Here is a 14,073-nt window from a genome sequence, read left to right on the forward strand (position 1 = left end):
CCGCGCGGTACCGACATCGACCGAAGATGGGTCGACCGTGAGTTGATTGGATTGCGACACGATCCATTGTCTACCGTGGCGGTGACGGTCCGTCAAGACGTGGACCGTTATGCCTCCTGGGGCGGTGCGCAAAGTCGTTGATTGCGGGAACGTTTCGTCTGCCGATCGGCCGCGCGCCGACGGTTCAGGTATTGCCAAGCGTTAAGCCGTCTGATAAAAAGGCGCTCACCGAACTCCATTTAAGGATGTGCGATGCCGATCTACACAGTCCTTGGCCCCATCGAACCGTCCGAATTGGGCGAAACGAGCATGCACGAACACCTGCTGATCGACGGTCGCGTCTGGTTCGAACCAGCACGTGAACCCGTTCCGGAACCACCGGCGGTCAGCCTCGAGAACCTGGGATTCGTCCACTGGAACTTGGTCAGCCTCGAGGACAACCTGCTGATCGACGACGTCGACCTGGCCGTGCGAGAGCTCGAGTACTTCTCTGGCGTGCCGAATGCCGGCCTGGTGGACCTCACCAACATTGGCCTCGGCCGCCGGATCGATGATCTGGCGACGATATCTAAACGAGCCGGCGTGCACGTGATGAGCGGCTGCGGGTTCTACATCCACAACTCTCACCCCGACTACGTCGAGCAGTGGAGCGTCGATGAACTCGCCGAGCTGTTGATCGCTGAGCTCCGGGTAGGCGTCGACGGCACCGGCATCAAAGCGGCGCTCATCGGGGAGATCGGCACCAGTTCACCGGTCACCGAGCGAGAGAAGAAGGTGCTCGCCGCGGCCGGAACAGCCGCGGTGGAGACGCAGGCATCAGTGAGCATCCACCTGGAGCCACGTGGCGCGGAAGCGCTGAACGTACTGGAAGTCTTGTTGGATCAAGGCATCTCGACCGATCGCGTCATCATGGGCCATCTCGACGAACATCTCGATAAGGCCTACCACGCCGATGTCGCGCAGTCCGGCGTCGCCATGGCATTCGACACGTTCGGTTCCGACTTCTACTTCAGTGGACTGTTCAAGGATCCCACCGACCTCGAACGAATCGACCACCTGCTGCCCCTGCTCCACGAAGGCCACGCCGAGCAACTCGTCCTGGCCTGTGATGTGTGGACGAAGGCAAATCTCAAGCACTACGGCGGTTTCGGATACGACCACCTGCACCGCCGCATCCTGCCGCTGCTTCGTGACGAGCACGGAGTCAGTGACGACACGATCACGCAGATGATGGTCGACAATCCCCGCCGATTGCTGGATCGGCCTTGAGCCCATTGACCTAGAGGAAAGTAAGTTGTCCACAACATATGCCGATTCGGCGAGCGCCGCTGTCGTGAACGGCCTTCCGGCCGACGCACATTCAGTCGTACCACTGTTCCCGGACATCCACGGAAACCTGCGCGGGAAGCTCGTGGATCCCAAGGTGATCAGCTCAGACCGGGCACTCACGGACGGAATCCCGACGACCGATCTGCTGCTGGCGGTCGACCCCCTGGATGAGCCGATCACCACGCTGTCCACCATGGGTCTCAAAGGCGGCGCGAAAGACGTGCTCCTGCGTCCCGATCTCACCACGCTACGTCCGATGCCTTGGTTTCCGGCCGCCTATCTGCTGCTGGGCGACTTGTACGAGACCAGCGGCGCGCCGTGCGCAGTCAGTCCGCGCCAGGTCCTGCGTAAAGCCCTGGACGCGCTCGCAAGTCATGGATTGCAGCTCAAGGCGGCGTTCGAGTTCGAGTTTCGGCTGTTCCGCGACGGCACGTGGGAACCCGCAACCGCCGGCCTGAGTTACAGTCCGCTGACCCTCTCCCATGTCACCGACTTCATCGGCACCCTCCGCCGATATGCCGACGAGCTACGCCTAGGCCTCTCCGTCGTGCACAGCGAGGGGGCACCTGGCCTCGTCGAGGTCAACGTCGACCCACAGGACGGTCTGGCCGCGGCCGATACCGCCGCGTTGTTGCGGCTGGTCGCGGTCGAGGCTGCCCGCCGACACGGGCTGTCTGCCAACTTCATGGCCAAACCCGTTGCCCACGAGGAGGGCTCGAGCGCACACGTGCACTTTTCGATGTGGGACGAAGTCGGCGACAACGCGTTGGGTGCGGCCGCGGAGAATCGAGACGACGAGTTCTACCGGCGCGCGGCGTGGGGAATGCTCACCCATCTGCCCGCCCTCAGCCTGATCTACAACCCCACGATCAATTCGTACAAGCGACTCGTACCGGGCTACTTCGCACCGGTCAGTGCGGCCTGCGGCCCCGACGATCGCTCGTTCGCCCTTCGCGCACTGCTGAAGAGTCCGGCGGCGAGCCGATTCGAACTGCGACGTCCCGGCGCGGACTGCAATCCATACCTCACGCTGGCAGCCATCGCGGCGTCGGTGCATCTCGGCTTGATCGATCGCACTGTGCCCGACCGTGACCAACTCGACGGTCACGACGGTGCGCTGCCCACCAGCCTCGAAGGGGCGATAGGCGAATTTCGCAGGCGCGATGAACGTTTGGACACGATCCTCGGCGCTGAGTTCTGTACGCATTACCTGCAGACGCGCGAATGGGAATTGCACGCATGGCAGAACGCTGTCAGTGAATGGGAAAGGCAGCGCTATGCCTGAGTCGAGCGACACGACCGATGCCGTGGCGAAAGCCGAGCGCTATGAACAAGAACTGAGCCGCAGCCTTGGGCTCTGGGGCAACGTCGCGTTGTGCGTCGCCGCGATCACGCCTGCGGTCGGGGTTTTCGCGATCGCCCCGATCTTGCTCAACATGGCCGGGACAGGCGCGGTGTGGGCGTTGGTCATCGCGGGCATGCTCGGGCTGTCGATGGCAGCCTGTTACGGCGAATTGGGCAGCGCCTATCCGATCGCCGGTGGTGACTATTCAGTCGTGGCACGCACACTCGGCAAGGCTGCGGGTTTCGTATCCCTGATCTTCACCGGGCCGGTGTGTGCGTTCCTGATCCCCGCCGTCGTGGCCTTGACCATCGCCACCTACCTCAACGTCGTAGTGCCGCTCGATGCACGCTGGGTTGGTGCGGCGGTGATCGCCGTCGGGACCGTCATCGCGATCCTTGGCGTCAGGCTGAGTGCCCGGCTCGTCGGCCTGCTGCTCGCGGTCGAGCTGTTGGTTGTCGTCTTCGTGACGGTTCTCGGTTTCGTCAAGACTCAGCATTCGCTGGCCGAGGTGCTCACGCCAACCGTATTCGCGCCCGACGGTCCGCAGGCTCTGGCTGTCGGTACGCTCATGGCGGCCGTAGCCGTTGCGGCGTTTACTTACAACGGCTTTCAAGGCGCGTTGCTGTTCTCCGAGGAGACGTCCGGCGGCGGTCGCAACATTGCCCGCTCGGTGTTCATCTCACTCGCCGTCGCAGTGTCGTTCGGCGTAATTCCGGTGCTCGGCGGCCTCCTGGGCGCCCGCTCGCTGGAAGAATTCACCACGTCGCCAACGCCATGGCAGCAGTTCCTCACCGATACCGGAGGCGAGCTGTTCAACACGATCGTCAGCCTCGGGATCGCACTGGCGGTGGTGAACGGTGTCATGGCGCTGACCCCGTACTTCGCTCGGGTCATCTACAGCTCGGGCCGCGACATGATGTGGCCGGCGCCGATCAGTCGAGCGCTGGCAAAGGTGCACCCGCGGTTCGAGACACCTTGGGTCGCAACGCTTGTCATCGGATTCGCCGGCGTCATCTTGATTCTGACGATGGATGTCGAGGCCATGGCGACCGTGATCGGTACGGTCATCGCGCTGGAGATGATCCTCGTCGCGCTGTCGGCGATCGTCAGTAGGGTCCGATTTCCCGGGCTCATCCGGCCGTATCGCATGCCGCTCTGGCCGGCGGCGCCCGTGGCGGCCATCGCACTGTGCCTGGTCGTTCTCGTCGAGCAGACGCGCAAAGACCAGATCACGGCCGTTGTCATCGTGATCGTGTCCCTCGCGTACTACGTCGGCTACCTGCGGACCAGGAACGCGACACACATGAAAATGCTCGACCCGGCCGAGTCCGACTGAGGAACGCGCCGGTCATGACGAGCGGTATCGGGTGGGTAGCATTGTGCGATGAGCCATCGCAGGCGAGCGGGTCAGCTGAGCGCATGAGTCTGCTGATCAGCGGCATATCGAGCGGGACCGTGTCGCTCCCGCCGACCCACGTGGACGTCAACCGGTACGTGGCCGATCTCGTTCGCCGGGAGATCCGCCTCGGCCTGCTTCCACCCGGTTCGGCCTTGCCATCCGAACGGGACTTCGCCGAGATGCTCGGCGTCGGCCGGACTCCGGTTCAGCTGGCATTTCGCCAATTGCAGTCCGAAGGCCTCATCGAACGCCGCCGCGGTCGTAACGGCGGAGCCTTCGTCCGCGGCGCCGGGGAGGACGAGTCGCGTTTCCACGACGTCATCATGGAAGCCATCGAGAACCGCGACGAGATCCGCCTCGCGATGGAGTACCGGTGCCTCGTCGAACCCTCGGTGTCACGGCTGGCAAGCGAAAGGCGCACGGCAACAGAGCTCAATGACTTGGAGGCCGCGCACGCGTTGCTGCAGGAGGCGTCCGACGACGCTTCGTTCATGAGAAGTGACGCGGTCTTCCATCTGACGCTGGCGCACATCACCGCGAACCCCTTCTTGATCCGCGGTATCGAGGAGTCGCGGCAGTGTTGTCACCCCGCCTTGGCGCTGCTGCCCGAGGGCGGCACATTCCACGAAGCCACCATCGCAGAGCACCAGGAAGTTCTGGAAGCAGTGCAGGCTCGCAAGCCCGACGAGGCCGAGCGCGCGATGAGCGCGCACGTTCAACGCAGCATGTGGAGCGTGCAGAAACTCCTTGCGACGCTCAAGGATCGCCATGTGGAGGCTTCGGCAGGGTGACGATGCGTGGCTTACTCGCCGGAGTAGCCGGCGAAGTAATCGGCGAGCATTCGCCTGGCTTCGGCGATCGTGGCCGGATCGCCGTCAGGGTCGTCGGTGAAAGCCAGTTGGAAGAGCCGTTCGACCGCGTGCATGGCGACCCGGCACTGTAACTGGGTGAGTGAGCCGAACAGCGGAGTGTGCCTGCGGAATTCGGTCAGCACAACGGCTGCGAAATCGTCGATCGCCTGGTGGTCGAGCTGCCTGACCCGATGCGTGAGGTTTTGGCGAACCCATAGTTCCCGGATCAACGGAATCCGGTGCTCGGCGGTGTAGAAGTCGATGACGGCGTCGACGATCTCGATCCAGCGGTCGCCGGGCCTGCTGCGCAGTGCCTCCTCGAACGCGGCGGCCGACTGTTGGATGCGCTGGTATGAGAGTTCGTCGAGCACCCGCTCCGGAGTCTCGAAAAATGCGTAGAACGAACCGCGGCTGATCCCCGATTTGTCCAATAACAACGTCGGCGACCCGACGACCGCTTCGTAGCCGACCTCTTCGACCAACTCCGCAGCGGTGTCGAGAATGCGCTGGATCATCGCTCTTGACCGCTCCTGAAGCGGCCGTTTGCGCAACCCGCCGGCAAGTTCGTGATGCCAGGCGGTGCCGACCGTCGGACTCACGGACTGTGTCACCCATGCCCCCTTGTTGATCGCTAGCCCGCTCCGCAATGGTGCCGGCAACGCGAGTGTAACCGGGTCGCGATCTGAGTCGCGTTACCGGTCGGTTGGCAGGGCCGTCGAGACTTGGCTGCAGATGCGTAACCGGCGTGTAAACGCTGCTTGCCCCTATGGACACGTCCGGCCTTCGGAATTAATGTGTGAAATACGCGACTGAAGTCGCGTCTCTAGTCTAAATTCAGGTTCGACCGACTTTCGGCCACTTTTCCGAGGTGAACCAATGTACGACCCAAACCTGGGCGCAGCCCCAGCATCGGCTTCCAATCCGTTACGACCGGCGATTGCGGTCGTCGGCAGCGGTCCGTCCGGCTGCTATGTCGCTCAGTTCCTCGCCAAGCAGTGGGCGGACGCGGACATCACGGTCTTCGAATCGCTGCCTGCGCCGTACGGCCTCATCCGCTACGGCGTCGCCGCTGACCATCAGGGTGCGAAGGGTGTGGCGCGGCAGTTCGATCGCATGTTCACGAAGGGTGCGGTGCGGTTCGCCGGCAACGTGTCGGTGGGGCGAGACATCGATTTCGATCTCTTGGCGAGCAGCTTCGACATCGTGGTCCTGGCGACCGGTCTTCCCGAAGATCGGCCGTTGGACATTCCGCAAGAACCAGGGACGCGCGTGATCGGCGCAGGAGCACTTCTGCGTGCCCTCAACGGTTTTCCGTCCAAGACGTTGCCCCAAGACGCGACCGGCTCCCACGTTCCCCTCGGCAGGCGGTTGGCGGTCGTCGGAATGGGCAACGTGGCCGTCGACGTGATTCGATTGCTGTCCAAGGACCGTGACGGCTTCGTCGGATCCGACATCGACGATGAGTTACTCCGCGAACTGCGTCCGGCCGCACCGGCGACCATCGATGTCATCAGCCGATCGGGAGTCACCGACGCCAAGTGCGACACGGCGATGCTGCGTGAAGTGGTGTCCCTGAACAACATCGACCTTGAAGTGACCGGGCTGCATGAACGCGACAGCGGGGCGACGGCAGATTTGTTGCGTCCGTTCGCTTGCTCGCCGATAGCGGCGACGGGCGCCGACGCCCATCGCACGCGGGTGCGGCTGCACTTCGGTGTCGCGCCCGAACTCATCGAGAACAGCCATGGCTGCACGCTTTTACGTGCCCGCCGTCGGTACGGCGACCATCGCCCCGTCGAGTTCGCCGTGGACACGTTGATCACCGCGGTCGGCTTCACCTGCGGTCCGTCCGATGATCGATGCTGCCCGTCCCGGGCGTGGGCGGGTGCCCACGTCTATCGCGTCGGCTGGCTGAGCCGCGGCGCAAAAGGGACGATCCCGGAGAACCGCAAGGACGCGCAGCGGATCGTCGGCGAGATCGTCAGGGACGCCGAAACTCGACGAATTCAGCTGGGAAGGCCTGGTTTTCGCGCCGTCGAAGCGCTCGTCGGCGACCGCGTCGTCAGCTTCGAAGACTGGCAGCGTATCGAAGCCTACGAGCGTCGATCCGCGCACCCCGACCGATGTCGCCGCAAGGTCGTAGATCTCGACAAGATGATCGAGATCGCAACCGCACCGGTGACCAGCAATCTCTAGCCCATCGAACACGAACAATCCGACAGGAAGGCCAACGCATGGACACGGTGACGATTCTCTTCGGCACGGAATCCGGAAACTCGGAGATGGTGGCCGACGACATCTCCAAAGCTCTGGAAGACAACGGAATCAAGAGCGAAGTTTTCGACATGGAGGGTTACGACGTCGGTGACCTCAGCATGCAGGAGATGGTCATCATCGTCTCCTCGACGTATGGCGAAGGCGAGCTGCCCCAGACCGCGCTGCCATTCTTCAACGCGCTCAACCAGCTCAAGCCTGACTTGTCGTCCACGCGATTCGCCGCGTTCGGCCTGGGCGACAGCACATACGACACCTACAACCGCGGTATCTCGACCCTCGTCTCGGCGTTCACCGAACTCGGCGCAACACAAGTCGGAGAGACCGGCCGCCATGACGCCGACAGCGGACTCGACGCCTCCGACATCGCGGTTCCCTGGATCAACGACCTGTTCACCGCCGCGCGGGTCTGACGCGCCCAACTCCCTTCAACCCAAGAAAGACAACGGATATGACCGAAAACCAGTTGGCGGCCGACCCGCCCGTAGTGCCGGCCGGCGGCGGAACTTCTCAGTCCAACCTCACCGGGAACATGGGCGTGGGCTCGCTGATGCTCACTGTCCTCGCATTCTCCGCTCCCATCGCCGCCGTCGCCGGCTTCATCCCGTTCAGCATCATGTTCGGTGGCGAGGGGGCGACTCTCGTGTTCGCCATCGCGACAATCAGCATGCTGTTGTTCGCCGTGGGCTATGTGACGATGACCAAGTCACTCCCCAAACCCGGCTCGTTCTACGCGTTCATCAGCGCCGGTATCGGCAAGGCAACCGGACTGGGCGCCGCGTTCATGGCGGTCGTGTCCTACCTGTTGATGCTGAGCGGATGTTTCGTGTTCACCGGTCTGACCGTCACCGAGCTGGTTTCCAGCATGGGCGGTCCCGAGACCCCGTGGTGGCTGTGGGCCATCGGCTGTTGGGTGATCGTCAGCATCTTGTGTTACTTCCACATCGAGGTGTCGGCCAAGATCCTCAGTGTCGCCATGGTTCTGGAAGTGGCAATCGTGATGGTGTTCAACGTGGCCGTGTTGCTGCACGGCGGTGGCCCGGACGGATACTCGGCCACCCCACTCAACCCGGCGAGCCTGTCGCACGGCGACTTCGGGATAGCGCTGCTGTTCGCGATCATGATCTTCATCGGGTTCGAAGCGACGGCGCTCTTCCGTGACGAGGTTCGGGACCCGGACCGGACGATTCCGCGGGCGACCTATGGCGCGGTGCTGTTCGTCGGTGCGCTCTACACGGTGTCGTGTTACCTGCTCACCACGGCGTATGGCGCGAATGCGGTGCAGGCAGCGACAGACGATCCGAAAATGATGTTCCCTGGTGCCATCGGCGCTTTCGCCGCACCGGTGTTCACGCAGTTGACCTTCGCTTTCATCATCACCTCCGAGATGGCCGCGGCGATCTCGGTCCACAACGTGACCGCCCGCTACATCTACAACCTCGGCGTCGACAAGGCGCTGCCTGCGGTATTCGCGCAAGTCCATCAACGGCACGGTTCTCCAGCGCGTGCGGCCGTCGCAGTCGCGGTCGTCGTTGCTCTGTTGATCCTGCCGCTCGGTCTGGCCAATCAGGCAGGTGTAGGGCTCGACGCGCAGCTGTTCGGGCTGGGAACAGTCGGTGTCTTGGTGTTGATGACCCTCGTCAGCATCGCGGTGATCGTGTGGTTCAGCCGTAGAGGAATCCCGCCGGGAGCCAACTGGTTCAAGTGCTTCGGCGCGCCGGCCCTGGCCGTCGCCGCCCTGGGACCCACCATCGTGCTCGCCGTATTGCACTTCGATCTCGTCGTGGGTGGCGCACCCGGGCAGAACCTCGGGCTCCTGCTGGTGCTCGGCGCTTCGCTCGTGGTCGGTGCGGGGCTCGCGCTGTACTTCCGTTCGGCCAAGCCTCAGGTGTTCGCCCGTTTGGGCCGGGCCGACACCGGCGAGGTGGAGAAGGCTGACGCCGTCGTACCGACTCGCATGTGAACTGAAACATCAAGGTACACAGCCTAGTTGAAAGGATTTGTCATGACAGTGACCCAGACGCGGTCGACGAGCGACTGTCCGGCCACCCGGGATTATCTCCCGTGGAAGGACCCGGAGCTTCGCGTCGACCCCTACCCCTTCTACGCCCGAGCGCAAGCCGAGGCGCCCGTCTCCCGGGACGAGGACGGAACGTACGTCCTCACCAAGTTCGACGATCTCATGCACTACGGCCGGCTCCCGTCGGTGATCATCGCTCCGGAGTGGGAGAAGGCCGGAGCGTGGAGAATCCTCAAGGACATGGCCCTCGGCCACGATGAGCCCGGCCATACCCGGCTACGCCGGATGACCAGTAAGTGGTTGACCCCCAAGCGGATACAGGACTGGGTAAAGATCACCGCCGCGGTCACCGATGAGATCCTCGATCGCGTCGGCGAGGACGGTCTGGTCGACGGCTCCGACGTCGCGGTCGAAGCCACCCACATCACGGTGTGCCGGCTACTGCAGGTGCCCGAGGACGAGATCGAATCGGTGCGCCGGGAAATGCGCAAGGCCATGCCCGTTCTGAGTGCCGTACCCGATGCCAGTGACTTCGAGGCATGCGAAGAGGCACACGAGTATCTGCGGGCGCGCACCGCATTCCTGATCGAGTACAAGCGGGCGAATCCAGGCGACGGGCTCCTCGATCACCTGCTGAGTCTGCAGGACAGCGGCGAGATGACCGCAGCCGAAGTGTTTTCGACGACTTTGTTCTTGTACTTCGTCGGCCACATGGACGCCAGCTATCTGATCTCGTCGGGTCTGCACATGTTCACCCGACGGCAGGACATCTTCGACGCCTTCCGTGCTGAGCCGGACGTCCGGCAGGCGATTGTCACCGAACTTGTCCGCTTCGACGCGCCAGAACCGGTGATCACCCGAACAACCACGGAGGACTTGATCATTCGGGGCGTTCACGTTCCCGCCGGAAGCGTCCTGCGCTTGGTGATGGGGGCGGCCAACCGTGATCCGGATATCTTCGACAATCCGCACGAGTTCGACTTCAGGCGGCCCCCTGAGCAGTCGCGCAACCTGACGTTCAGCTTCGGAAGCCACAGCTGCCAAGGGCGATTGCTGGCCGAAGCCGAGGTCCGGGTCGTATGGGAACGGATCGCCGCCCGCTACTCCCGCATCGAACTCGCCGCCCCGCCGGTCATCAAGAACACCGACGCGTCACGGCACTACTACTCGTTGCCACTACGGCTGTGCCCATAACGGATTCAACCAACCAGAAAGGTAATCAATGACCACGTCAAGCACATCAACGGAGAACGCAGTCATCGTCAGCAATGTCGACTCGGTCGAATTGGAAGACTGGGGCCCACTGCCCGAGGCGACCGGTGAACCCATGGCCACCGCGGGGAAGAAGCTGTGGACGGGTGACGGCATCCGGGAATTCGGGATCTGGAAGTGCGCGCCCGGCCCGTCCCGGTGGGTGTTCGAGACCCACGAGAGCATCACGATGCTGTCGGGCCGGATGACGGTCACCGAAGACGGCGGCGAGCCGTACGAGGTCAAGGCGGGCGACAGCGCCGTCTTCCCGAAAGGCTGGACGGGCACATGGGACATCCATGACACCGTCCTGAAGGTCTACACCGTTTTCTGAACCGCGCGATCTTCGGCCGGTCGGATACCCACAAATCCGACCGGCCGCCGGGCACCAGACATCGAATGCGCGGCGGATGTGTAGAAGCTCGTCGCGGTTTCGTCCCAGGGGTGAAGAGACCACTGGGGCACCCTCCCAGCTGCCTGAGCAGTCAGTGCATGCAGAGGTCGGATGTCAACAGCAGGCCCGGCCACATCACGGTGATCTGGCCAAAAGCCGCGAGGTCGGCACCCGCGGGAAGCTGCGTGTTGAACTGTGCAGCGAGCATGTCGATGTAGTCGGCGTGCAAGAACGCCACTACGACCCCCACGATGATGTACGGGATCGCCAACCACATCGCCGTCTCCAGCACGCCGGCGATCGTCACTTCGTGGTTGAGCACGCGCTTTACGACATCGGGCACGAGGGTCACGCCATGCACACGTCGGCGAACAACAGGACGGGCCATGACGCGATGGATCCCAGGAACGACACCGCGAGGTCCGTGCCGCTCATCCCATAGAGATGCTCGGTATGAGTCGCGGACCAGACGCCACCGATGATCAGGTACGGGATACCCAACAGCACCCCCATGGAAATCAATTCGGCGATGGTGAGTCGGTAGTTCAGGAACTGCTGGACGCGTGTCTTCAGCATGGAACGACTCCCTGTTCGTCAACCCTTCTGTGCGAGTTATGTTAACGGCTGTTCTGTCGCGCTGTCCGGAGATTCGGCCCGAGCCGCCATACCGCGAGTGTTGGCTAGAACAAGATCTTTTGAGTTCGCCGGCATCGAATTCGAGGCCGATGTCGAGAACCTCGTCGCGGTTCCGTCCCAGGGGTGATGCGACCAACTAGGGTCGCGAACCTGAAGGGAGAACAACATGGCCAAGTATCTGCTTCTCAAGCACTATCGTGGCGCGCCTGCGGCCGTCAACGACGTGCCGATGGACCAGTGGGCGCCTGATGAAGTTCATGCTCACATCCAGTACATGAACGACTTCGCGGCCCGGCTGGAAGCCAGCGGCGAGTACGTGGACAGCCAGGCCCTCGCCCCGGAGGGCGTCTGGGTCCGCTATGACGGCGAAGGCAAGTCCCCGGTGACGGACGGCCCCTTCGCCGAGACCAAGGACCTGATCGCGGGCTGGATGATCATCGACGTGGATTCCTATGACCGCGCAGTCGAATTGGCGGGTGAGCTTTCGGCCGCACCAGGCGCGGGCGGCAAGCCCATCCATGAGTGGCTGGAGGTCCGGCCGTTCCTGCACGCCGCGCCGACGGTCACCGAGTAGATGACCGCGGTGGACGACGCTCGCCTGCGCGACCTGATTCCCGCGGTCCTGGCGACGCTCGTCCGCCGCGGGGCAGATTTCGCGACTGCCGAAGACGCCGTTCAGGAGGCGCTGGTTCGAGCCGTGAAGACGTGGCCGGACCAGCCTCCTGATGATCCGAAGGCGTGGTTGATCACCACTGCCTGGCACTGTTTCGTCGATCTCGTTCGATCCGATGTCGCTCGGCGCCGCCGCGAAGACCAGGTCTCCTATGAACCGCCGCCCGGTCCGAGCGTCGCGGTGGACGACACGCTGGCGCTCTACTTCCTGTGCGCGCACCCGAGCCTGAGCCCCGCGTCGGCCGTCGCTCTCACGCTGCGAGCCGTGGGTGGACTGACCACGCGCCAGATCGCCCAGGCCTACCTCGTTCCCGAATCGACCATGGCACAACGGATCAGCCGCGCCAAACGCACCATCAGCGATGTCTCGCTGGATCAGCCGGGAGACCTTCGCACGGTTCTGAAGGTGCTGTATCTCGTTTTCAACGAGGGCTACAGCGGCGATGTCGACCTTGCTTCCGAGGCGATCCGGTTGGCCAGGCAACTGGCCGGGGGCACCGACCACCCTGAGGTCGCCGGGTTGCTTGCGCTGTTCTTGTTGCACCACGCCAGGCGCGCGGCCCGCACGCGTGCCGACGGCAGCCTGGTCCCGCTGGCCGAACAGGACCGCAGCCTGTGGCGGCGGGATCTGATTGCCGAGGGCGTGGCCGTGCTCCAGCAGGCGCTTGCTCGTGACCGGCTCGGGGAGTACCAGGCGCAGGCCGCGATCGCGGCGCTGCACGCCGATGCGCCGTGTGCCGACGAGACCGACTGGGTGCAGATCGTCGAGTGGTACGACGAGCTCGTCCGGCTCACCGACAGTCCGGTGGTTCGGCTCAACCGCGCCGTCGCGGTCGGCGAGGCGGACGGACCTCGGGCCGGCCTATCGGCGCTCGCCGAGCTGGACCCGGCGTTGCCGCGCTACGCGGCCGCGGCAGCGTACCTGCACGAGCGCGCAGGTGAATTCGACACGGCGACACGTCTTTACGTCGAGGCCGCCGCGCAGGCGCACAACATTGCCGAGCGCGATCACCTCACCCTGAAGGCGGCGACCCTGCGTCACAAAAAGCAATGAGGCCCCGGAAAATCCGGGGCCTCATCGGTTGAGCGGTTTAGAACGCGGCCTCGTCGAGTTCCATCACGTCGTTGTCGATGGTTTCGATGACCTGACGAGTGCTGGTCAGCAGCGGCAGGACGTTCTTGGCGAAGAACGATGCGGCGGCGATCTTGCCCTCGTAGAAGGCACGGTCGTCACCGGTGGCGCCGGCGTCGAGCTTCTCGATCGCGACGGCGGCCTGGCGGGCCAGCAGCCAGCCGAGCAGCAGGTCGCCGACCGACAGCAGGAACCGCACCGAGCCCAGGCCGACCTTGTAGATGCTCTTGGCATCTTCCTGGGCGGCCATCAGGTAGCCGGTCAGCGAGGCAGCCATGCCCTGCACATCGGCAAGGGCGGTGGCCAGCAGCTCACGCTCGGACTTCAACCGGCCGTTACCGGACTCGTTCTTGATGAACTGTTCGATCTCACCGGCGACGTAAGCCAGCGCCTGACCCTTGTCGCGGACGATCTTGCGGAAGAAGAAGTCCTGGGCCTGGATGGCCGTGGTGCCTTCGTACAGCGAGTCGATCTTGGCGTCGCGGATGTACTGCTCGATCGGGTAGTCCTGCAGGAAGCCGGATCCGCCGTAGGTCTGCAGGCTCTCGGTGAGCTTGGCGTAGGCCTGCTCCGAGCCGAAGCCCTTGACCACAGGCAGCAGCAGATCGTTGACCTTGTGGGCGAGCTCGCCCTCGATGCCGTGCACGGCCTTGGCCACCGCCACGTCCTGGAAGGTCGCGGTGTAGAGGTAGAGCGCGCGCATCCCCTCGGCGTACGCCTTCTGGGTGATCAGGCTGCGACGGACGTCGGGGTGATGGGTGATGGTGACA

The 14,073-nt window shown here is 63.7% G+C and carries 15 protein-coding genes; 11 read left to right on the forward strand and 4 right to left on the reverse strand.

The features are described from left to right. The first annotated feature begins 252 nt into the window (after nucleotides 1-252). The 4 genes from ACRCUN_RS33845 to ACRCUN_RS33860 all read left to right on the forward strand — a co-directional run bounded on the left by ACRCUN_RS33845 (nucleotide 253) and on the right by ACRCUN_RS33860 (nucleotide 4,864). Complete coding sequence (locus ACRCUN_RS33845; protein WP_462145971.1) at nucleotides 253-1,269, forward strand: phosphotriesterase family protein; 1,017 nt, start codon at nucleotides 253-255, stop codon at nucleotides 1,267-1,269. 25 nt (nucleotides 1,270-1,294) lie between these two features. Next, a complete protein-coding gene (locus ACRCUN_RS33850; protein ID WP_462145972.1) occupies nucleotides 1,295-2,614 on the forward strand; it encodes a glutamine synthetase family protein in 1,320 nt (439 codons plus the stop codon). Continuing rightward, a complete protein-coding gene (locus ACRCUN_RS33855) occupies nucleotides 2,607-4,010 on the forward strand; it encodes an APC family permease (protein ID WP_462145973.1) in 1,404 nt (467 codons plus the stop codon). The genes ACRCUN_RS33850 and ACRCUN_RS33855 overlap by 8 nt, the downstream gene beginning before the upstream one ends. A gap of 83 nt (nucleotides 4,011-4,093) precedes the next feature. Next, nucleotides 4,094-4,864 carry a FadR/GntR family transcriptional regulator gene (locus ACRCUN_RS33860; protein WP_409506379.1) on the forward strand — a complete coding sequence of 257 codons (771 nt, stop codon included), beginning with the start codon at nucleotides 4,094-4,096 and terminating at the stop codon, nucleotides 4,862-4,864. An 11-nt stretch (nucleotides 4,865-4,875) separates the two neighbouring features. Here the strand turns inward: ACRCUN_RS33860 and ACRCUN_RS33865 are convergent, their stop codons facing one another. After that, nucleotides 4,876-5,535: a TetR/AcrR family transcriptional regulator gene (locus tag ACRCUN_RS33865; RefSeq protein ID WP_462145974.1), complete on the reverse strand. Its 660-nt coding sequence runs from the start codon at nucleotides 5,533-5,535 to the stop codon at nucleotides 4,876-4,878. Between the two features lie 265 nt (nucleotides 5,536-5,800). Here ACRCUN_RS33865 and ACRCUN_RS33870 point away from each other — a divergent pair, with 265 nt between their 5' ends. Genes ACRCUN_RS33870 through ACRCUN_RS33890 form a run of 5 tightly spaced genes read left to right on the forward strand, consistent with a single transcriptional unit; the run spans nucleotide 5,801 to nucleotide 10,803 of the window. Beyond that, nucleotides 5,801-7,120 (forward strand): FAD-dependent oxidoreductase, encoded by a 1,320-nt coding sequence (locus ACRCUN_RS33870; RefSeq protein ID WP_462145975.1) that lies wholly within the window; start codon nucleotides 5,801-5,803, stop codon nucleotides 7,118-7,120. A gap of 38 nt (nucleotides 7,121-7,158) precedes the next feature. Beyond that, a complete protein-coding gene (locus tag ACRCUN_RS33875; protein WP_462145976.1) occupies nucleotides 7,159-7,611 on the forward strand; it encodes a flavodoxin domain-containing protein in 453 nt (150 codons plus the stop codon). Between the two features lie 38 nt (nucleotides 7,612-7,649). Continuing rightward, nucleotides 7,650-9,161 (forward strand): APC family permease, encoded by a 1,512-nt coding sequence (locus ACRCUN_RS33880; protein ID WP_462145977.1) that lies wholly within the window; start codon nucleotides 7,650-7,652, stop codon nucleotides 9,159-9,161. Between the two features lie 42 nt (nucleotides 9,162-9,203). Beyond that, nucleotides 9,204-10,412, forward strand: a complete 1,209-nt coding sequence (locus ACRCUN_RS33885; RefSeq protein ID WP_462145978.1) for a cytochrome P450 — start codon at nucleotides 9,204-9,206, stop codon at nucleotides 10,410-10,412. A 28-nt stretch (nucleotides 10,413-10,440) separates the two neighbouring features. After that, on the forward strand, nucleotides 10,441-10,803 hold the full coding sequence (locus ACRCUN_RS33890; protein ID WP_462145979.1) for a cupin domain-containing protein: 363 nt from the start codon (nucleotides 10,441-10,443) through the stop codon (nucleotides 10,801-10,803). A gap of 151 nt (nucleotides 10,804-10,954) precedes the next feature. Here ACRCUN_RS33890 and ACRCUN_RS33895 read toward each other — a convergent pair whose 3' ends face one another. Further along, the gene (locus ACRCUN_RS33895; RefSeq protein WP_462145980.1) at nucleotides 10,955-11,206 is read right to left on the reverse strand and encodes a hypothetical protein; all 252 of its coding nucleotides are present in this window, start codon (nucleotides 11,204-11,206) and stop codon (nucleotides 10,955-10,957) included. Between the two features lie 5 nt (nucleotides 11,207-11,211). Further along, nucleotides 11,212-11,439, reverse strand: coding sequence for a hypothetical protein (locus tag ACRCUN_RS33900; RefSeq protein ID WP_462145981.1), 228 nt, complete (start codon nucleotides 11,437-11,439; stop codon nucleotides 11,212-11,214). Nucleotides 11,440-11,665: 226 nt separating this feature from the next. Between ACRCUN_RS33900 and ACRCUN_RS33905 the strand changes: the two genes are divergently transcribed. Then, on the forward strand, nucleotides 11,666-12,073 hold the full coding sequence (locus ACRCUN_RS33905; RefSeq protein WP_462145982.1) for a YciI family protein: 408 nt from the start codon (nucleotides 11,666-11,668) through the stop codon (nucleotides 12,071-12,073). Next, the gene (locus ACRCUN_RS33910; RefSeq protein ID WP_462145983.1) at nucleotides 12,074-13,225 is read left to right on the forward strand and encodes an RNA polymerase sigma factor; all 1,152 of its coding nucleotides are present in this window, start codon (nucleotides 12,074-12,076) and stop codon (nucleotides 13,223-13,225) included. 37 nt (nucleotides 13,226-13,262) lie between these two features. Here ACRCUN_RS33910 and ACRCUN_RS33915 read toward each other — a convergent pair. After that, the coding region (locus ACRCUN_RS33915) for an acyl-CoA dehydrogenase C-terminal domain-containing protein (protein ID WP_462145984.1) at nucleotides 13,263-14,073 on the reverse strand (811 nt) is incomplete at its 5' end.

It is taken from the genome of Mycobacterium venezuelense, from assembly GCF_054919535.1.

Excerpts from the sequence above, each read along its gene's own strand:
- ACRCUN_RS33910 (WP_462145983.1), top strand. The coding sequence starts at position 12,074 with ATGACCGCGGTGGACGACGCTCGCCTGCGCGACCTGATTCCCGCGGTC.
- ACRCUN_RS33855 (WP_462145973.1), top strand. The coding sequence starts at position 2,607 with ATGCCTGAGTCGAGCGACACGACCGATGCCGTGGCGAAAGCCGAGCGC.
- ACRCUN_RS33885 (WP_462145978.1), top strand. The coding sequence starts at position 9,204 with ATGACAGTGACCCAGACGCGGTCGACGAGCGACTGTCCGGCCACCCGG.
- ACRCUN_RS33875 (WP_462145976.1), top strand. The coding sequence starts at position 7,159 with ATGGACACGGTGACGATTCTCTTCGGCACGGAATCCGGAAACTCGGAG.
- ACRCUN_RS33845 (WP_462145971.1), top strand. The coding sequence starts at position 253 with ATGCCGATCTACACAGTCCTTGGCCCCATCGAACCGTCCGAATTGGGC.
- ACRCUN_RS33860 (WP_409506379.1), top strand. The coding sequence starts at position 4,094 with ATGAGTCTGCTGATCAGCGGCATATCGAGCGGGACCGTGTCGCTCCCG.
- ACRCUN_RS33900 (WP_462145981.1), bottom strand. The coding sequence starts at position 11,439 with ATGCTGAAGACACGCGTCCAGCAGTTCCTGAACTACCGACTCACCATC.
- ACRCUN_RS33905 (WP_462145982.1), top strand. The coding sequence starts at position 11,666 with ATGGCCAAGTATCTGCTTCTCAAGCACTATCGTGGCGCGCCTGCGGCC.
- ACRCUN_RS33870 (WP_462145975.1), top strand. The coding sequence starts at position 5,801 with ATGTACGACCCAAACCTGGGCGCAGCCCCAGCATCGGCTTCCAATCCG.
- ACRCUN_RS33880 (WP_462145977.1), top strand. The coding sequence starts at position 7,650 with ATGACCGAAAACCAGTTGGCGGCCGACCCGCCCGTAGTGCCGGCCGGC.
- ACRCUN_RS33890 (WP_462145979.1), top strand. The coding sequence starts at position 10,441 with ATGACCACGTCAAGCACATCAACGGAGAACGCAGTCATCGTCAGCAAT.